The organism is Streptomyces griseochromogenes (genome assembly GCF_001542625.1).
Taxonomy (GTDB): domain Bacteria; phylum Actinomycetota; class Actinomycetes; order Streptomycetales; family Streptomycetaceae; genus Streptomyces; species Streptomyces griseochromogenes.
In genome coordinates, this window is sequence record NZ_CP016279.1 from 9652882 (window position 1) to 9671663 (window position 18782).

At 66.0% G+C, this 18782-nt stretch carries 18 protein-coding genes; 6 read left to right on the forward strand and 12 right to left on the reverse strand.

Features of this window, described 5'->3' with window-relative positions; genetic code table 11:
- Positions 1–2: 2 nt before the first annotated feature.
- From AVL59_RS42030 to AVL59_RS42040, 3 genes are all read right to left on the reverse strand, one after another.
- Entirely contained in the window at positions 3–803 is an 801-nt protein-coding gene (locus AVL59_RS42030; protein WP_067314938.1) for a class E sortase, read from the reverse strand.
- Positions 804–975: 172 nt separating this feature from the next.
- The gene (locus AVL59_RS42035; RefSeq protein WP_067314940.1) at positions 976–1695 is read right to left on the reverse strand and encodes a TIGR03943 family putative permease subunit; all 720 of its coding nucleotides are present in this window, start codon (positions 1693–1695) and stop codon (positions 976–978) included.
- Positions 1692–2732, reverse strand: a complete 1041-nt coding sequence (locus AVL59_RS42040) for a permease (RefSeq protein WP_067314942.1) — start codon at positions 2730–2732, stop codon at positions 1692–1694. The genes AVL59_RS42035 and AVL59_RS42040 overlap by 4 nt, the downstream gene beginning before the upstream one ends.
- Positions 2733–2916: 184 nt before the next feature.
- Between AVL59_RS42040 and AVL59_RS42045 the strand changes: the two genes are divergently transcribed.
- The 3 genes from AVL59_RS42045 (at position 2917) to AVL59_RS50030 (ending at position 5663) form a co-directional block, all read left to right on the forward strand.
- On the forward strand, positions 2917–3927 hold the full coding sequence (locus AVL59_RS42045) for an SEC-C domain-containing protein (RefSeq protein ID WP_067314943.1): 1011 nt from the start codon (positions 2917–2919) through the stop codon (positions 3925–3927).
- Positions 3928–4286: 359 nt separating this feature from the next.
- Positions 4287–5086, forward strand: a protein-coding gene (locus tag AVL59_RS50025; RefSeq protein ID WP_237281881.1) for an IS5 family transposase whose coding sequence is annotated in 2 segments (ribosomal slippage) — positions 4287–4622 and positions 4625–5086 — 798 coding nt in all. Because the reading frame shifts where the segments join, the coding sequence is not laid out codon by codon here.
- A 115-nt stretch (positions 5087–5201) separates the two neighbouring features.
- Positions 5202–5663, forward strand: coding sequence for a very short patch repair endonuclease (locus AVL59_RS50030; RefSeq protein ID WP_079147252.1), 462 nt, complete (start codon positions 5202–5204; stop codon positions 5661–5663).
- Here the strand turns inward: AVL59_RS50030 and AVL59_RS50035 are convergent.
- The 4 genes from AVL59_RS50035 to AVL59_RS42070 form a co-directional block, all read right to left on the reverse strand.
- Positions 5595–6944: a DNA cytosine methyltransferase gene (locus AVL59_RS50035; protein ID WP_079147253.1), complete on the reverse strand. Its 1350-nt coding sequence runs from the start codon at positions 6942–6944 to the stop codon at positions 5595–5597. The genes AVL59_RS50030 and AVL59_RS50035 overlap by 69 nt on opposite strands.
- A 104-nt stretch (positions 6945–7048) precedes the next feature.
- A complete protein-coding gene (locus AVL59_RS42060; RefSeq protein ID WP_067314945.1) occupies positions 7049–8866 on the reverse strand; it encodes a DEAD/DEAH box helicase in 1818 nt (605 codons plus the stop codon).
- Positions 8863–10299: a ParB N-terminal domain-containing protein gene (locus tag AVL59_RS42065; protein WP_067314947.1), complete on the reverse strand. Its 1437-nt coding sequence runs from the start codon at positions 10297–10299 to the stop codon at positions 8863–8865. The genes AVL59_RS42060 and AVL59_RS42065 overlap by 4 nt, the downstream gene beginning before the upstream one ends.
- Before the next feature lie 20 nt (positions 10300–10319).
- Positions 10320–11018, reverse strand: coding sequence for a hypothetical protein (locus AVL59_RS42070; protein WP_067314948.1), 699 nt, complete (start codon positions 11016–11018; stop codon positions 10320–10322).
- Between the two features lie 432 nt (positions 11019–11450).
- On the opposite strand from AVL59_RS42070, the gene AVL59_RS42075 reads away from it, so the two are divergent.
- Positions 11451–12350 (forward strand): coiled-coil domain-containing protein, encoded by a 900-nt coding sequence (locus AVL59_RS42075; RefSeq protein ID WP_067314950.1) that lies wholly within the window; start codon positions 11451–11453, stop codon positions 12348–12350.
- A gap of 23 nt (positions 12351–12373) precedes the next feature.
- Here AVL59_RS42075 and AVL59_RS42080 read toward each other — a convergent pair whose 3' ends face one another.
- The gene (locus AVL59_RS42080) at positions 12374–13006 is read right to left on the reverse strand and encodes an ATP-binding protein (RefSeq protein WP_067318416.1); all 633 of its coding nucleotides are present in this window, start codon (positions 13004–13006) and stop codon (positions 12374–12376) included.
- A gap of 217 nt (positions 13007–13223) precedes the next feature.
- Here AVL59_RS42080 and AVL59_RS42085 point away from each other — a divergent pair, with 217 nt between their 5' ends.
- Both AVL59_RS42085 and AVL59_RS42090 read left to right on the forward strand, forming a co-directional pair.
- Entirely contained in the window at positions 13224–14069 is an 846-nt protein-coding gene (locus tag AVL59_RS42085) for a helix-turn-helix domain-containing protein (RefSeq protein ID WP_067314952.1), read from the forward strand.
- A complete protein-coding gene (locus AVL59_RS42090) occupies positions 14070–14297 on the forward strand; it encodes a DUF397 domain-containing protein (RefSeq protein WP_067314954.1) in 228 nt (75 codons plus the stop codon).
- 899 nt (positions 14298–15196) lie between these two features.
- Here the strand turns inward: AVL59_RS42090 and AVL59_RS42095 are convergent.
- From AVL59_RS42095 to AVL59_RS42110, 4 genes are all read right to left on the reverse strand, one after another.
- Positions 15197–15784 (reverse strand): class IV adenylate cyclase, encoded by a 588-nt coding sequence (locus AVL59_RS42095; protein ID WP_067314956.1) that lies wholly within the window; start codon positions 15782–15784, stop codon positions 15197–15199.
- 11 nt (positions 15785–15795) lie between these two features.
- Positions 15796–16458 (reverse strand): methyltransferase domain-containing protein, encoded by a 663-nt coding sequence (locus AVL59_RS42100; RefSeq protein ID WP_067314957.1) that lies wholly within the window; start codon positions 16456–16458, stop codon positions 15796–15798.
- A gap of 551 nt (positions 16459–17009) precedes the next feature.
- Entirely contained in the window at positions 17010–17912 is a 903-nt protein-coding gene (locus AVL59_RS42105; protein ID WP_067314959.1) for a radical SAM protein, read from the reverse strand.
- Positions 17913–17976: 64 nt separating this feature from the next.
- Complete coding sequence (locus tag AVL59_RS42110; protein ID WP_067314961.1) at positions 17977–18711, reverse strand: HAD family hydrolase; 735 nt, start codon at positions 18709–18711, stop codon at positions 17977–17979.
- Positions 18712–18782 lie beyond the last annotated feature (71 nt).

Consider the following 18782-nt stretch of genomic DNA (forward strand, 5'->3'; position numbering starts at 1 on the left):
TCTCATCCCGAAGACCCCTGCCCCCGAGGCCGCATCGACACCAGCTTCCCCCACACCGCCATCCGGTACCGCGAGGTGAACTCGGGCGTGCAGGTGGTGAGGGTGATGTAGTAGCCGGGCTCGTCGTACCCGTACGAAGGCCGGTCGAGGGAACGCGGCACGGGCCGTATGACACCCGAGTCCCGGGACGACGTCCGCGGAAGGATCTTGTCGACCGTGTACGTGTACGTCGCCGCCCTCGTCTCGACCTGGACGGTGTCCCCGGGCCGCAGCCGGGGGAGGTGACGGAAGGGCTCACCGTGGGTGTTGCGGTGCCCGGCGAGCGCGAAGTTCCCGGCCTGGCCCGGCTGCTGGGTGCCGGGGTAGTGACCGACGTACCCCATGTTGAGCACGTCCGGCTTGCTCACGCCTTCGGCGACGGGAACGCGGAGGCCCAGCCGGGGGACGACGAGGATGGCGTACGCCTGCGAGGCGCGGGGGCGGCCGGAGACGACGAGCGAGCCGGACGACCGCCGCCTCGACCCGCCGGACGCACCCGTCGCCGCGGGCCGGGGCGCCGACGCGGAGGGCGCCGCACCCGGAGCCGAGCCGCCCCCGCCGCCATTGCCCCACTCCTTCTCCAGGGCCTCCACCTTCCGCTCGGCTCCCTGCCGGGCCTCGCGGTTGGTCCACCACAGCTGATGCACGACGAGCAGCATGAGCACGAGACCGGCGGTGACGAGCACTTCGCCTCCGCTCCACAGACCCCGCCGCCACGTCGCCCGCCTGCGCCGATCCCGGTGCCGTACGACTCGTATCCGCACACCCGCCTCCCAGGAGCCGCACGCACGATAGGGCGAGGCACGCCAACTCACCAGAGCGGTGGGGATTCCTCCCCGGAACCCGCCGCCCCTCCCTCCTCCTCAACGGGTTTTGAGAAAGGGCTGGTCGGTCCAGGCGCTCCAGGTGGACGGAGTCACCGTCCGGCGGGGCCGCTCAGGGCAGCGGAAGGGCGTCCTGGTACCCGTTCACCGGCCGGGCGACCTTCTGGACGGTACGGGCGTCGAGCGCGACCGCCGCGGAGCCGGTGCCCAGCTTCCCGGCGGCGTGCCAGGTGCCGGTGACCGTCACCCAGGTGTTGGCGGGCAGCGCGGGACCGCCGTGGATCCGCACCTTCACGGACTGCGCGTCCGCCGCGCAGCAGTTGAGGATGACCCGCGTCAGGTCCCAGCTCCCCGCCGGCCCACCGGGTGTGACGAACCCGGTCATCCGGATGCCGCGCCCCTTGATGTCCTGCCTCCGGTCCTGCCGCACGCGGCTGGTGAAGTCGGAGAGGGTCATGGGGACGGGCGAAGTGGCGGGGAGCGGATCGAAGTCGCTCTGCTCGGCGACGGCCTTGGGCGGCTGCCGGGAGGCGGTGTAGGCGCCGAGGGCGGGCGGGGCGTAGCAGAGCAGGCTGAGCGCGGGGAGGAGGAGCAGCCAGGCGACGCGGGGCAGGCCGGAGTGATCATGCCCGTGCCCCTCGCCTTCCTTCTCTTGCCGCTTGTCGAGCACGGCGCTCGCCAGGCCCAGCAGGAGCAGCACCGCCCCGGAGGCGATCAGCAGGGGCCGCATCCCCTCCTTGACGTACCTCAGGTACAGCTCGGTGAAGAGGGAGACCTGCAGCAGCCCGAGCCCGCAGAGCACGAGCAGCAGCGCCTGGACGAAACGCCTCACAGCAGCACCCCTCCGACGACCGAGCTGCACGCGACAGCGACGACAAGGGTGGCGGCGGAGAACCGTACGGCGAAGGCCCGCCCGAAGGTCCCCGCCTGCAAGGCGATGAGCTTCAGGTCGACCATGGGCCCCACCACCATGAACGTGAGCCGGGCGACCGCCGGGAACCCGGTCAGCGAGGCGGCGAGAAACGCGTCGGCCTCGGAACACACGGCGAGCAGCACGGCGAGCCCGGCCAGGAAGAGCACGGACACCCAGGGCACCCCGGTGAAGGTGTCGAGCACGGACCGGGGCACCGCGACATTGAAGGTGGCGGCCGCCATGGCCCCGAGCACGAGAAACCCGCCGGCGTGCAGGAAGTCGTGCTGGAAACCGAGCCGGAATTCGTTCCACCGGTTGTGGCCTTCTCGGTGACCGGTATGCCGCACAGCGGGCGCCAGCCACTCGGCCCGCCCGAACCGCAGCCAGAGCCACCCCATCACGACGGCCGTGACGAGCGAGGCGACCAGTCGGGCCAGCACCATGGCGGGATTCCCGGGAAACGCGACGGCGGTGGCGGTGAGCACGACCGGGTTGATGGCCGGCGCGGACAACAGGAACGCGAAGGCCGCGCCCGGGGCGACCCCCCGCCCGATCAGACTGCCGGCCACCGGTACCGAGGCACACTCGCACCCCGGCAGGACGACCCCGGCGACACCGGCGACGGGCACGGCGAGCACGGCCCGCGGCGGCAGGAGGCGACTGAACACCCGCTCCGGCACGAACGCGTTGATCGCACCGGACAGGGCCGTGCCGAGCAGCAGGAAGGGCAGGGCCTGCACGGTGACGGCCAGACACACGGTCCGCCACGCCTGCACGGCGGGCGCGTCCCCCCAGCGCCCCAGCAGAATGACGACCGTCCCGGGCACCACGGCGGCCACGAGAAGGAGCAGCGGCCAGGACCGAGGCGGCTCCGGCCGCACGTCACCGCCCTCCGCGCCCGCCACGGCACCGGCCGCCTCCTGCTCCCCGGCGACCAGGGCAACCGTCTTCTCCATGCCGACTCCGCTTGTCGATGTCCGCGTCGAAGATAACGGTCCCCGTCAGCCGTCCCCCACCAGCCAAGGGCCCGCGCCCACTTCCCCACCTCCTCTTTCCCCTCTCTTGCCCTCCCCTCTATGCCGCACGTTCCCTCCCCTGTGCGCCTCACGTTTGTCACCGCCCGGCAGTACGGTGTCCCTCATGCGCCCCGACACTCCTGCCGAGAACGTCGACCACACCACCGAAGCGGCACGCCTGGAGCGAACCGCAGGCCTGTATCCCGAGGACGCCGAGGCCCTGCTCCTGCGCGCCGCGGCCCACCTCGAACTGGCCGGCGACCGCCCCGCCGCGACGACGCTCTACGACCGCCTGCTGTCTTCTCTCGACGGCTTGGAGAACCCCCACCTCGTCCGCGCCCTGAAGGCCTCGAACCTCTGGGAGTACGACCACGAGGCGGAGGCAAGGGCGATCATCGACGGAATCCGGGCATCGGCACCCCGCGACCCGGCCCCCTGGGTGATCGTGGCCGAGTCCCTGGAGGCGCACGACGAGCTGGAGGCGGCGGAGGAGACGTTCACCGAGGCGGCGAACCTGCTGCTGACGGACGGGGCGGAGCCCCCGTACTCGACCCACCCCCTGCTGTTCGGCCGCCACCGCGTCCGCCGCATGCGGGGCCTGCCCCACGACACCTGGGACACCGTCGCCGACTCCCTCCACACCTCCCCGGTCTCCCTGGACGAACTCCACGACCCGAAGCGGGTGTGGTCCCTGGGGTCCGACAATCCGGCAGAGCTGGAGGCGGAGATCTCGCGGCTGCGGGCAGAGCTCGGCGCATACCGGGAGGCCCTCTCCCGCCCCTTCCCGGTGGCAGTGCTGCACTGGCCGACGTCCGAGCTGGAGGAGCTGCTGTCGGCGTACCCCGGCCTGTCCTCCGAGTACCCCTCCCACCAGCAGCACCTGTCGACGATAGAGTCCGCGCTTCGCGAACTGTCTTCGTCCGGCACCCCGAACCTGGGCATCGTCACGGGGACTGTGCCGTCGTACGAGGCGTTCGCGGCTTCGGAGGGGGCGTCGCCGGGGGACGTGACGTTGTTGCCGCAGTATGCGACTACGTTGGCGGCACGGGGGAGGGCTGTGGTTTGGCCGCCGCAGCGGGCGGCCGACTGCTGGTGTGGTTCCTCCCAGGACTACGCCACCTGCCACGGAGTATAAGGACGCCCCCCCGGCAGCGAGGCACAGGCCGCCGGCCTCAGTCGGCGCGCTGCCACTCAGCTGAGGCGCTCCCAGCTCCGGCCAGCCTCAGGCCTATGCAACGGCACCCCACTCCAGGACCCGTTTCCCTCGGGCCACCCGCTCGTTTCTCCGCCGTGTTGGAGCGGCCCGGGTCAGTCAAGGGTGGCTCGAAGGGCCATCGGCGTCGGCCGACGCGGGAGCGCCCTTGAGGCGGGCTGCGGAAGCACAACGATGAGCAGAAGCGGGCGGCCCCAACAACCCTGAGAAACTCGGCTCGGACAGCCAGCCCCCTTAGAGGTCATCTCATTTGGGGTGTTCGATAGGCTCCAGATGTGGGGATCGTTGAGCGGCTTGTGCCGGATGAGCTGTGGGAGTTGTTCCAGCGAGTGGTTCCGGAGGCGCCGAGTCGGCCTCAGGGTGGTGGCCGGCGCCGGCACGGCGACCGGGAGGTGTTGGCTGCGATCGTGTTCGTGGCCACGTCGGGCTGCACGTGGCAGCAACTGCCGTCCGCCTCGTTCGGGCTTTCAGGGCCCACGGCTCACCGGCGCTTCGCCGAGTGGTCGAAGGCCCGGGTGTGGGCGAAGCTCCATCGCCTGGTCCTCGACGAACTCGGCTCTCGCGGTGAACTGGACTGGTCTCGCTGCGCGATCGACTCGGTGAACATGCGAGCCCTGAAAAAGGGGACCTGACAGGTCCGAATCCGGTGGATCGCGGCAAGTACGGTTCAAAGATCCACTTGATCACCGAGCGTACCGGGCTGCCCCTGTCCGTCGGGATATCCGGTGCCAACCTGCACGACAGCCAGGCCCTCGAACCGCTCGTGCGAGGCATCCCACCCATTCGCTCCCGGCGCGGACCGCGCCGACGACGGCCCGCCAAACTCCACGGCGACAAAGGCTACGACTACAACCACCTGCGCCGATGGTTACGCAGCCGCGGCATCCGACATCGCATCGCCCGCAAAGGCATCGAGCCCTCCACACGGCTGGGCCGCCACCGCTGGACGATCGAACGCACCATGGCCTGGCTCGCCGGATGCCGCCGCCTCCACCGCCGCTACGAACGCAAAGCCGAACACTTCCTGGCCTTCACCAGCATCGCCTGCACCCTCATCTGCTACCGCAGACTCACCAAATGAGATGACTTCTTAGCCCACTACAGTGCCGTTCGCTCAGCAACGGTCTCAGGCATTGAGCAGCAGCCCAACCGTCGACCCGTGCCCATCACCCGCACGTGCGGCTACCCTCTGCTGTGTGTCCGAAGTTCCCGCGTGGGAAGCACCAGAAGGTTCCTGGGCTTCGTCCGCAGCACGCCGCCGCAACATGCAAGCGATCCGCAGCCGTGACACAAAGCCTGAACGGCTGATCCGACGCCTTGTCCATGCCCAAGGGCTGCGCTACCGCGTGGCTGCCCGACCATTGCCCGATCTCCGCAGGACAGCCGACATAGTCTTCCGGCCGGCGAAGGTAGCCGTATTCATCGACGGCTGCTACTGGCACGGCTGCCCGGAACACTACGTCCCACCGAAGACCAACTCGGGATACTGGTCGGAAAAGGTCCTGCGGAACATGAATCGTGACCGCGACACCGATCAACGACTCAAGGAAGCGGGTTGGCTTGTGCTCCGTTTCTGGGAGCACGAGCCATCAGGCGCCTGCGCCGACAAAATCGCTTCGGTGGTCATTTCCCGCCGAGATAGTGCGCGGAAGATCTGAAACAGAAAACAGCATCTGCTCGGACTCAGACTTGAAGGAGGGACCGTCACTGGAGTCTACGACATACCCTTCGAGCAACTCTTCTCGCTGCTCCGGTCGCAGCACTGCAGCGATAGCACGACCGACCGCCTCCGCGACAGGCGGAGGAAAGGCGTTTCCAACCTGACGGTACTTTGCGGTCTTCCGCCCCTGGAACTTCCATTCTCCCGGAAAGCCCTGGATAATGGCAGCTTGATCCACAGTCAGCATAGGCCCAGCCGGACGGAAGAGATCCCGCTCCGGGTCGCACTCATGAGGATCATTCGCGACCCCCATGGCGTCAACCCCCAAGTCAGCCCAGGCACGCTTGGCCCTGGTCGGCCCGAGGTCCGCACCGCCATGCTTCTTGGAGCCACCAACGAGCGTTGGAGCGATTCCCTTACCTGCTTCAAGGGCAGATTCCGCATCATCATGCCATTTTTCGTAAACATCCTTTCCGGTCCGCTCATCCGGAGCCGCCGGCAGTCCCCTGAAATTTCTATCCCAGAACGCATCACAGCGCTCCTTCATGCTCTCTTCGAGCTTCTCCACAACCGACGCCTTGGCGCCCTTCAGGCGGACTGGCCACTGGAAGTCGACTCCGCTTTTCTTGACTACGTCATTGCGGATAGCTACGAGAATCGCCCGGGGACGGAGTTGCGGAACGCCAAAATCGCTAGCATCCATCCTTCGCCAAACACTTCGCATCGCCAGATCCTGCTTCTCAGGAAGCCAGTGATCTTCGATATCCGGGACCGCGTAACCGAACTCACGCAGTCGACTCAGGATATAGCTGCGATACTCAATGAAAACCTCAGGCGGCTCAAGAATCCCTCGGACATTCTCAATCATGACGGCCTTAGGCCTGAGTGCATCAACAATGTCTAGAGCGTCCGGGAATAGATCACGCTCGTCATCTTTCCCAAGCCTCTTCCCAGCCAAGGAGAACGGAGGGCACGGAACTCCTCCCGCAAGGAGATCGAGATCCCCCTCCTTAAGCCCGAGTTTCTTGCGCACGTCAGAATCAAGGAACTTCTTCACATCCATCGGCTCAAGAGCGTCCGCGCGCTCCTTGCTCCACCCGGGCCAGTCGGCCACGTTCGCGCTGAGGGTCCGCACCGCGTGCGCGTCCCACTCCACGAGAGCAAGATGATCAAAGCCGGCGTTGTGGAGCCCAACGGCTTGCCCGCCGGCCCCTGCACAGATCTCAATCGAGGTCAGTGGCGGGGTGAACTGCGGGCGCTTCCGGCCGCTGGCGCGCATGGGCGCTCCTCCTGGTGTGGCTCAAAACATGCGTCGGTTCCCGAGAGGCAGCGATCACGCCTGCCTCTCGGCACCAGGAGTCTCCCAAATTGAATCTCGGGATGCTAGCGGCTGCCCATATGCCTCAGCAAGGCCTCGATGTCGCCTGGCGCCAGCCCGGCCGCGACGGATGGTTCTTCTTGCAGGTCGGCGAGCTGCTGCACTGTCGGATCATCGAGGATCCGGCCCATGAACTCGAGCTTCTGCTCCAAACGCGCCGCTACGACCTCATCAATCGTGTTCCGGACAGCCAGGACAGTCACCCTGGTGTCCGTTCCCGGAGCCAGCCCCAAACGGTGAATCCGGTCGAGACTCTGCAGGAAGCGGCCTGCCATGAAGTCACGGTCCACGTACACAGCGTCATGACACACATGGTGCAGGCTGATGCCTTCACCCAGGGTCGCCGGGTTGGAGATCAGCACCATGCAGCTCGGATCCTCACGGAACCGCCTCAGCTGCTCGTCACGGTCAGGCGTACCGCCATAGACGACCGCGGGGCTGAACTTCTCCAGCATCTGCTCCAGTGTCGCCAGACTCCGGACAAAGGTCGTCCACACCAGCGTCTTGCGCCCCTGTGCCGCGTTCTCCGCGATGATCGTCACCGCTTCCTGGTACTTAGGCGACAGCTCGTAATCCGGAAGATTCTGCATGAGTGAGTACAGCGAGCTGCCTTCCGGAATCTCCAGGGGCGGCAGCTGATAAGCCAACGGCTCATACCGGCTCCCCCCCTCAAGGAGCAGTGCCGGACTTGTAGCCGCCATCAGCAGACGCAAGGCCGTCTTGCCGAGCGAGCTGAGATCATCTCTGGCGGCGCCGCTGTTCACGCCACCCACCAAAGAGCCGTAGATCTCGTTGTGCAGCGGCGGCATGTCGACGTACCGCACCCTCGTCCAAACTGGCGGAAGGCCCAGTTCCTGCTTCGTGGTTCGGGTGAACAAAGGCCGCAGGACCGAACTGGCGTAAGCGAGATCCCCTCCTGCTACCGCTTGGACGACCGTGCGTTGCCCGTGCCCAGGCCAGACGAAGCCCATCAGGTTCTCCAGGTCCTTTGAGCCATTGGGCGCAGGGGTCCCGGTGAGGATCAGACGCCGCTCGGCGAGAGGACCAAGGGCCATGCACGCAGCGCCATAGGTGCCCCGAGCGCCCAGCTTCATCCTGTGCGCTTCATCAAGAATGATCATGGAGGGACCGGCCTTCAGCCAGCTGGCCAGCGTGGGCAAGGAGCGGTCCAGCCGTTCGTAGTTGACGATCAGCACCTCCGCCCACTGATCCATCGACCCATCGAGAACATGAGTCCGTAGGGGATAGCTGAAACACACTGCGGTCTCGTATCGCCATGATTCATATGCCGACTTGGGGCACACCACCAGAACCCGGCTCACGCGTCTCTGCGCCTTCTGGGCGGCATAGACAGCCATAGCCACGCGTGTTTTCCCCGCTCCAGGCACACTGAAGTTGGCCCCGTGCTGGAGTGACAGCAATTTCGCGATGTCCCGGATCTGGAACTCGCTCAGCTCCGCCTCCCAGGTGTCCCCGAGGAGCCCGGGCACCTCGTCCCGCGCGACATCGCCCTGAGGCTGCGCGCCGGCCAAGCGCTCCTTGACCGTATTGGCGTCCTGGACGACTCCGGCCACAAGGTTCCGCAGTTCAGGAGCCCACTCCACGCCTTCGTGGTGCGGCCATCCGCTGAGAACGCTCAGATCCGCGAGGAGCTCATCAAGGGCAACCGAGGCGGCCAGCTGGCCCAACTGGCCGCCCGTGCGGAAACGGGCGGCCAGCTGGACGAGGTCCTGCTGGTACTGATCAGTCGTCCTCAGGACAACTCGGGTACGCGTCTCGTCGAATCCCAGGTGAAGAGACGTCTCAGCCGGGGTACCGGTCACCGAGCACCTTCCGCGGCCGCGGCCTCAAGCAGCCAGGCCACTCCGTCACCGGGGTTGGGCAGGCCCCGGCCGGCCTGCTGGGCCAGCTTGCGAAGGCTGCCGCGCAGCTTCAGCACCGCCTCGTCGAAGGCCTCCTCGTCCAGGCTCCGGGAAGTACGGGCCTGGACGAGGTCCATCACGCACTGATCGATGCTCGCGCAAGCCTCGGCAAGACGCGCGGGGGCGAGCTGCTTACGCTTGCGCAGGCGTGCGCTGCGGCCGGCGGCTTCGATTGCCTCGTCGAAAGCGCTCTTGGCGTCATCTAGCAGCGCCTGATCCTGGGCCTTATCGCCGTCAGACAACTCGTGGGTTCCGCTACGAACGGCAGCGCTGGCCCGCAGGATCCGGTCGTTCAGGGCCCGTGCCTCGGACACGGCGGAAGAGGCTGCGGGCACCGCGAGGCCAAGGCCCGGGATCGAGACCGCTTCCTGTCCCACCGCCCCGGAGTCGCCGGCGGAAAGCGTCTCCGGCAGCGTCCGCCCGAGGTGCCCCTCCTTCAGGAACTCTTCGTCGATGTGGCGCACGTCCGTCTTCGAGAAGTCCAGGAGGATTGCCGCGAGCCGCCACTCCTTCAGGACCTCGGCCTGGTCACGGTCGACCGACTCCAGCTTCACATACAGACGGTGGAGCTCCTTGAGACGCTCCTGGGCCCCTTCCCAGTCCACCAACCTCAGGGCCACTCCGCCGCCGGTCTTACTGCGGTCGATGAGCTCCTGAATCGTGCTCAGAATCCAGCGCTCCTGGTGGTACGTCTTGACCTGGATCCGGAATTCCTTAGCGATCTGCTCAGGCGTACGCCCGAGCGAGGCCTGCTCCTCCATGGCCAGAAGCCTGTTGATGTACGAGTAGTCGCGGCGGTGGTCCTTGCGCAACTGGAGTGACAGCTCAACGGCGTTGATATCCGCCCAGGTGAACGACTCAGGCAGCACGCCGACACGCATCGACTGGGCACCCAGTTCACGCAGTGCGGCGGCACGCGTGTTGCCGTTCACGAGGATGCCGTGATGGGTCACGAGCCCGGGATCGTTCTGTCCGAACTGATCGAGGCTTTCCTTGAGCTTGTCGAAGTCGGTGTCGCGAATGTTCGGATCGGTCGGCGAAGCCTGGAGCAGGAACCGCAGATAGTCCTGGCTTTCAGCGTTCCACGGATCCCTTTCCAGCAACTCATCACGGGTCGGATCGTGGCTGCGCTGCGCCCGGATCCGGTGGGTGCTGGGGTTGAAGTACAGCCCGCTGAGCGGCAAGTCGATGACCTCCACATGAGCCTGCTGTTCATTCCAGTCGACGGTGACCGTCTCCCTTGTACCGCCGGCCGCCCTGACCTCCTCGACCTTCTTCTTGATCAGTTCACTGAACTCAGCCGCACGAGGCGGCTGCGGGAGCTCCCGCAGCATCGCTTTTCCCCGTCCTCTCCCTAGTCGTCCTGGTCATCCATGTCGTTCAGCGCGTCGGTGACGGCCTTACGGGACTCCTCCGGCAGAGTCCGGAAGATGCCCCACATCTTCTCCATCGGGCTCAGGGGCCGCTGATCGGCCGTGATCCACGCCAGGAAGATCTGCCGCTCCATGGGAGACAGGGCCTCCGCGAGGTCCAGGATCACCCCGAGGTCGACCTCGCGGTCTCCGCCCCCGACCCCGCAGCGCTTGCACTCCGTCACCAGCTGGTGCTCGGTCTCGCCGCTGGGCAGCAGCACCTTCCGGCGGGCCACGTTCAGCACCGCCAGCGTGACGCCGTCCTCGTACGCCTCACCGCCCGCGATTCCACAGGACCGGCAGAGGTGGTTGTCGGCCTGGAAGATCTTCATACGCTGCGCCGTGGTGAGGCTGGTCTTGTGCTTCGGCGCCTTCGACTTGCCCGGAACCCAGACATCAGCTCCACGAGCGACGAAGCGCTGCTCCTGCTGCTGCAGCGAAACGTCATCACGGCTGGTGTCGATCCGCCAGTCGTGATCCCTCAGGTCCCGGGTGCGCCTGTCGATCTGAGCCACGTCCGGGAAGGCTTCACGCAACTGCGCCTTCGTGAAGACGTTCCCCTCCCCCACCTCCTGCAGAAGCCACAGCGCAGCCCGCGCCATGCTCCCCAGCTTCTTGTCCTGCCACGACGGCAGCGTCATCTAGCGCCTCCGGTGAAGTCGTATGGCTGACATACCGCAATAAGCCACGCATGCAGGATGAACTCCGCATAGCTGACCTACGCCCCCCGCTCCTCAAGCGGTTGCGTCCTAAAGTCTCGCACCACGACCCAAACGGAAGTCCAGCGAAAGGACGCTTGCTCGCGAAATAGCAAGCGCCGGCCCCCTGTTACTCAGGCACAATTACGGGATCTGGCAGGCCCAACGGGCCGCCCGCCGCGAGCTTGGAGGCCGAACGGCATGACACGGGGCAGGGACACGACGCGCACATGCGGCTGGATAGACAAGGAGCTCCGCAGTGACGTTCCTCCGGGCAAGCGCGCCTTGGCTCTGGCCCTACAGGGGCTCTGCCATCACATCGCTCCTGCCGTTTCGGGCAACAAGTCGACAGAGTCAGGACCAACGCAGGCAGAAGTGGCTGACCACTTGAAATGCAGCGAGACTTCCCTGTCCAGGTTTCTGAGCGGGCAGTCCGTGCCACGGTCCGTTGACTTCATCTACAAGAAGGCCTGCGCTGATGCTGGCGGCGGGGACGTGCTCGGCATCAGCTTCGACGAGCTCGAAAAGCTCCGCGAGCAGGCGTGGGCCGAGCGATGTCACAGCTGTGTCGCCCTACGAGCTGAGCGCGATGCTCTAGTCGAACAAGTCGCAGACGCACAGGCCGAGCTCACCGGCCTGCGGAAGGCAGCAGCTCGCGACGCGGCGGAGCTAGCAGCCCTTCGACAGGACGCGCAGTCATTCGTCGCAGTGCAAGCTGAGCGCGATGCACTGATCGAGCAAGTCAAGGACGCACAGGCCGAGCTCACCGGCCTGCGGAAAACAGCAGCTCGCGACGCGGCGGAGCTAGCAGCCCTTCGGCAGCAGGTGCGGTCATTCAATGAGGCCCTCTTGGAACTTAGGGAGTCGGTCACGGAGTTGAGGGCAACCCGAGCCGGCTTGCAAGCACGTCTCGCCGCTCAGGCATCGCTCACTCTGCTGCCGGTCCCCCGCCGGAGGGGGGACCGGCAGCAGAGCGGAATCGATGCGTCGGCAGCGCGGCGGGTCGCCCAGCAGGCTGCAGAGCTGCACGACGACGGCCGGCAAGGGGCCGCACTGAGCTTGCTGCGCCACACCACGGACGTTCTCAGCCCTCTCGAAACAGCCACGCTGCTCCAGGCGCTCCGGCGACAGCAGCAGAACAAGCTCGCCGACAACGTGATCCATATCTACGGTCGCGATCACCACGACCAGGACGTACTCCAGGTGACGTTGGAACTCCACAAGCTGGGCGCTCCAGATGACGCCGGCGCGCTACTCCGAGCAGCGCTGGGGTGACCGCCGACGCACATGCCACTTCTTCAGGCCGCGCTTGTGTCAGCCTCGTAATGCATTTGGGCGCGGTCGAGGATGTCATCCGGGTCATGGCCTCGGGCCACTGACCAGTGGAGCAGGTCGGCGATCAGTTCGACAGCTGTCTCTTCCAGAGCAGCTTCCTGCCCCCTCCCCCGCAGCGCAGCCGTACTGCCCGGCCCCTGGTAGTTCTCAAGCGCTTCAATCGCTCGCTCGATACGCAGGCAATCCCGGCCCATACCCACGGCCACTTCACACCAGACTGCCTTGCCGACCACAGTCAGCACTGCCCCCCAGTCAGCTGCGAGGGTCGCCAGGAGATGCAGGCCCCGCCCATATTCCTCATCGCAGGTCGGCTTCTTCAGCGTCGGCAGGGCGCTGTTCTTGTCATGGACTTCAAGCCGTAGCCGTGGGCCACTCCACTCGAGGATCAAGGCAGCCGACGCGCCCTCCCCGACATGTTTGACAACATTCGTCGCCAGTTCCGTGACGAGCAGCTCTGCCTCATCTGGGGCTACGGGCATCCCCCACCGGTTCAGCTGCTTGACGGCGGCTCTCCGGAGCAGGGGCACTTCCGCCGGCGCCGCCTCGAACGGCAGGACACAGCGGAGTCGGGGTTCGGTGACTTCGTAGCCGGACACGGCCACTCCTCCCTCCCTAGCCACGCGCGTGCTGCGCCTGCCGTATCCGTACGACTGCACTGCGTAGCGACCTGGGAACGAGCATGGCATGGAGAACTCTCACTATGTAACTTCTCACGAGAATCTATCGAGTGAATCCGGTGGTGAGCCTGGTTCACCGCTACCTAGCCTGTTGGGGTCTCCGGGCCCTCACCCCGGCGCACGGCGAAGGAGTCGAATGTCCGTACGGACCACAACACGTCGCCGCCAACTCGGCGCCATGATGCGCAAGTTGCGCGCACGCAAGGGGTTGACTCTTGAGGAGGCCGGCGGTCTCGTCGGCGTTTCGAAAGCGACGATCAGCCGATACGAGACCCAAGCCGGGCCGGTCAAGTGGATCGTCATCGATGCTCTGTGCCGTGGGTACGGGGCAACGGAGTCCGAGCGGAGGGTCGTTGTTGGCCTAGCGAAGGATGCCAAGCAACAAGGCTGGTGGAACTCCTTCGCCGACTCCATCCCCGAGAGCATGAACCTGCTGCTCACCCTTGAGGACGAAGCGGTACGCGAGAGTCACTTCTCCTGCGTCTACGTCCCAGGCCTCCTGCAGACGCGCGCCTACAGCACTGCACTGCAGAAGGCGAACGAAGTGCCACTGGAGGAGGTGGAGGTCGAGCGACTGGTCGACATCCGTATGAAGCGGCAGGAGATCCTCGCCCGCCCGAAGCCACCGCGTCTGTGGGCAATCCTCGACGAGTCGGTCATCCGCCGCGTCGTCGGGTCACCTCAGACTATGAAGGAACAACTCGCAAGGCTGCTCGAAGCGAACGACTCCCCTCACGTCACGCTCCAGGTGTTGCCGTTCTCCAAGGGAGCCCATGCCGCCGCATTGGGAAGCTTCGTCATCATCGGCGGCGCCGAACCCGCTCTCGATGTGGTGTACGTCGACTTCCACGCGGGCTCCCTCTTCCTGGAAAAGGACGAGGAACTGGAGCGATACAGACTTGCGTTCGAGTACCTCCAGGCACAAGCGTTGGACATGGAGGCTTCCTCCGCCATGATTCATTGCGCCCTCAAGGAGCTGTAAATGTCCGCCGCCTCTCAGCCCTCCTCGAAGCCCAGCTGGTTCAAGTCGTCTTACAGCGGCGGCAACGCGACCGAGTGTGTAGAAGCCGCATTCATCTCGGCTGGCGTGCTCGTTCGTGACTCGAAGGCTGGTAGCGGGCCCGTCGTCGCCGTCCAGGGCCCGGCCTGGCACGCGTTCTCGCGAGCCTTGCGGAAGGACCAGTTCGAAGGTGAAGACATGCATAGTTAGTGGAGTCGTCTTCGGCATCGGTGAGTCCGTGTAGACGGGGATCAAAGACTATGGCACTTGAGCCAACTGGCCTCAGGCGCCGAGACACGCTTTCGCGCGATGTTTGGGCGGTGATCCAGGCCGTGACTACCGCGAGACCTTCCAAGAGCTCCGGCCTGCGTTCGATCTGGACGAGAAGCGGGAGAAGCGAGCCGTCGCCAGGCAGGCAGAGGCGTTTGGAGAACCTGCGATGTCTGAGGGTGACGCGCTTTAGGCGTCGCCATGGACCAATGATGATGCTGCGGTCTGACGATCGGGGCTGGAACGTGCAATGCATTGAAAGTTCGGGCGGGACAATTGGCAGTGCTCGTGGCGAACGTCGCCCTCCGCCTTGCGTGCGACGGCCTCGTCGCGGGCGTTGCAGGCTCCAAGGCAGTCGGCCGTCACTGGCACGTCGGTGTGCCAGTGGAGACCCGCCCTGGTCACGGAGTTCATGCTGCGGGGGACGGCAGGCTCTCCGTGACAAGGACGGGAGCCTAGCCGCGGCGGAGGAACCTGCTTTGGCCGCGGTGCCTGCCAGTGCGCCGGGCCGAGCGTGGTCCCGCAGCGGTGGTCTCGTTCGGCCGGTTGGCGCGAGCTGTTTCGTCCCTGCTGAGGAGGGACTGCCAGACCCGTTCCTGAAGCGCACGGATGTATGGCCCGCAGGCGTACATGGACGCCTGGGCGCCGGCGACGCTCGCGGAACTCCACAGGTCACGAGTCCACCGCTGGCCGCAGCAGAGCCAGCAGAATCCGTCGAGCCACTCGTTGCCGTTGTCCGTAGCTGCTACTGGCAGCCCCTCACGGGTGATCTCGGCGATCCCCGAGATCACCCTGTGCTGTAGGGCGGCTTCCGTAAGCATGGATAGTCCGCCTCTTGGTCAACCGCCTTGAACTGCCAAGGGAGCACTCCCCTGCTTCTCGGCATCGGAGAACAGCAGGGTGGGCTCGGCGAGGATGTCGCGGCCGGCCTCGCTCTTGTAGATCTCATCGACGCTGCCGAACCGGGCTTCGGAGTAGTCGAGTTCCAGAAGAGCGGCGGCCTGCCGTACCGACGCCTCGTCGGGCCCCTCGATCTCCAGGAACGTGGGGAGGTCGGGCCAGGTGTCGAAGTCGAAGGCGACCTCTCCCAGGCGCCACTCCTCGCGGTAGTTCTCCTGGTAGCGGACCTCGGTGAGGCCCACCCGGCTCAGGATTTCGGCCATGGCGTGCAGGTCGGCGACCTCGGTCTCGATCTCCTTGGTGCCGTCGATCGTCGTGGCGTCGGTGACCTGCTTGAGCGTGAGCGTCGAGCGGGTGCCCTCGTCCCTCAGCCGGAGCCACGCCCCTCCGTCGAGGGAATCGTTCTCGAAGATCTTACGGGTGAGGAGGGTGCGGGGGAGCGCCTTGACGGCACCGAGGGCGGCCAGCTTGGCCTGCAGGCCAACGACGTCGACGGCCAGGAACTTCGCCTCGTACTCGTGCTTCATGTGTCCTTCTCTCAGAAACGGTCGGTGAGGGTGGACGTACGGGCTGCCAGGAGCAGGCCCATGCGATGGGTGTGGTCGTGCAGCTGGTCGACGTGGGGCCGTTCGGTGAACTCGTCCGTGCGCAGGGTGAGCAGGACATCCCAGTCACTGAGGAAGTGACGGTGCAGGCGCTCGGGAGAGGTGTAGTGCTCCACCAAGTGGTGGCGCGTTTCGACGGGCATCATGAACTCCGCACCGAACACGCCGCCCGGGTGGACCAGGCGTTGCATGCGGTCGACGAACTCGGCGAGCGGGCGGTGGTGGTTGGCACTGTAGTGCCACGAGCAGCTCGTCCAGACCGCCTCACATTGCATGTCCAGGGGATCCCCTGCCAGGAAGTCCTCTTCAACGACCTGCACACGAGCGTCGAGTTCCTCTTGCTTCAGCCGGTCGATCAAGCCCATCGCGTGCGCTTCGCTGTCACCCGGGAGGCGGACCTCACCTCCGTGCACGGCAAGCGCATCGCGCTCGATCGCTACTACGCGGTACCCAGCGGCTGCCAGAGGCAGGACGAACTTGCCGTCGCTCGCACCGACGACTGCGATGGTGGCGTTAGAGGCAACGCGCTCCCGCAGAGTGACGAGGAACTGAGGGAAGAAGGTGAGGGTGTGCTCCCACAGGCTCCGTGTCTGCATGGGAGTGCGCTCCTTGCGTATCGGTGGCGGTGATCACGCGGAGGACCTCTTCGGGGGTGAGCCCCGTGGTGTCGATGCGATGCATCGGGAACGAGGCGTAGGCATCCGTCACTCGGTCCGTGACGGTTTCCATCAGCGCGTCCCATCGCCATGTCGGCTTGTTCCGTGCTGCGAGGCGGCGTCGGCGTTCGTCGTCAGCGCAGACGAGGTGGTAGGTGACGGGCGTTGGCAGCCAGGCCGGCAGAGTGACGCCGAGCCGGGCGCCCAGGGCACGGTGGCTGGAGAGACACCGGGCGAAGTAGCTCTCCACGACGACCGGGACGCCACCTCTGAGTTGGTGCTGGATCTCTTCGGCTGCTGTGAACAGTGCGGAGAGGTAGAGACACATCCGCGCTTCGACGTTCGTCCGCTTGTCCACCTCGCGCCTGAGGGGCTGGTACAAGGCAGGCACGGTGGGGACTAGAACGGCTTGTCGGGCAGCGGCGAGCAACGGTGCGATGGTCGACTTCCCGGTGCCGCGTAAGCCTTCCAGGCTCTCGAACCTCGGGTGGTCAGGCATGCGCGTACACCACGTCCGGTACCGGGAGCGTGATCTCGTCCGTGGCGGAGGGCCTGTGGACGATACGGTTCGCGGACTTCTCGTACCAGAACGCGTGGGAGTCCTTGCCCACCGCCTTGCAGGACATGGTGAGCGCACCGCGTGGGTCGGCCTCGATCCGGTCGATCTCGCGAGGTCCGCCGGACGGTGCGCAGACCTCAGGAGCGCTGTGCTCGGAGAGGTCCTCGTCGACGATCACTTCAAGCGGCAACTCGGTTTCCGCGAGCTCTTCGCGGAGCCGGCCGTAGGCGGCCGTGTCGGTTACCAGCAGCTCGGGATGGTTTGCGGCGTTGCCGACGGGCCGCAGATGGTGGAGCTTCAGCTGCCGGACTCCGAGGTGGGCCAAGACACGGGCGAGGGGGAGTACCTCGCCGATGTTCCGTGAGGTCACGGTCATGGTCACGCCGGTTGAAACACCGAGGTCCCGTGCCAGGCCGAGCGAGTGGAGAGCGCTCTGGTAGCTGCCGCGCTTGCGGATGCCGTCGTTGGTCGAGCCGACACCCTCCAGGGAGACCCGGAGCAAGTCCAGGTGCGGAGCAATCTCGGTCAGGCAGCGCTCGATCCGGTACCCGTTGGTGCAGATCTCGACACGCTGGCCCAGCTCCTGCTTGGCGTGCCGGACGACCTGTGGGAGCTCCCGATGGACGAACGGCTCCCCACCGAGCAGGGTGACGGCCTCCGTGCCGTATTCATCCCGCATCAGGTCGAGAAGGCTGACGGCTTCCTCAGCGGTGAAGGCATCGGCATACTGAAGGCGCTTGCCGTGGAAGCAGTGCAGACACGTGAAGTTGCAGCGGTACAGCAACTGCAGGTACAGCATTCGGATCTTCTTGATCCCCGTGACTTCCCCGATCACATGGGCTCCTTCGGCTGACTTCCTGGTGGGAACCCTGATGGTGGCCGTCCGTCCGGGGACCTCGTCACCGCATTCGGGGACGATCCAAGGACGTCCTGGGACGTTTTGCGTGACCCGCGAAGGACTCCAGGACGCTGAGAACCTCTTTGGTGTCCAATAGGTCGGGCAGGATTTCGTGAGCGCCGGCAGCGGCCAGCTCCTCGGGACTGTGGACGCCGGAGGCGACCGCGACGATCCCCGAATCCGTGGACAGGGCGGCCTCCACGTCACGGGGAGTGTCCCCCACCAGTACGGCGGGCACATCGGCCGGAACGCCACGGAGCCGCTGTATGCGTTGGCGGGCGACCGCGACAAGTTCGGGACGGAGCTCGGCGTCCGCTCCGTAGGAGCCCACCGACAGGTCCAACAGGGAGTCGAGGCCGAAAGCGGACAGCTTCACATGGGCGTTGGCGGCGATGTTGCCGGTCAGGACAGAGGAAACCCAACCGCTTCGCAGTGAGGCGGCCTTCAGTACCTCGTGGACCCCCGGCAAGGCTGTCCCGCGCGAGCGCAGATCACCCAGGCGGTCATGCCCGGCCTGTGCGAGGGCGTCCTCGATCACGGGCCACTCTGGCACGGGCAGCTCGTCACGAAGGAACATCTCGCGCATGATCAGCCGATCCGTGCGCCCCTCGGTGCGAGCCGGCCCCGTCGGCACACACCCCGCGAGTGATGAGAAGGCAGCCGCGTAAATCTCCTTGCTCACCCCCGAGTTCTCAATGAGGGTATGGTCGATGTCCCACAGGATGATGAGCTCCATGGCGCCAGCGTAGGCAGTTGGCGCTGCTCTGCCTTCGTCACAACGTCCCGTAACGTCCTTGCGTGATCAGA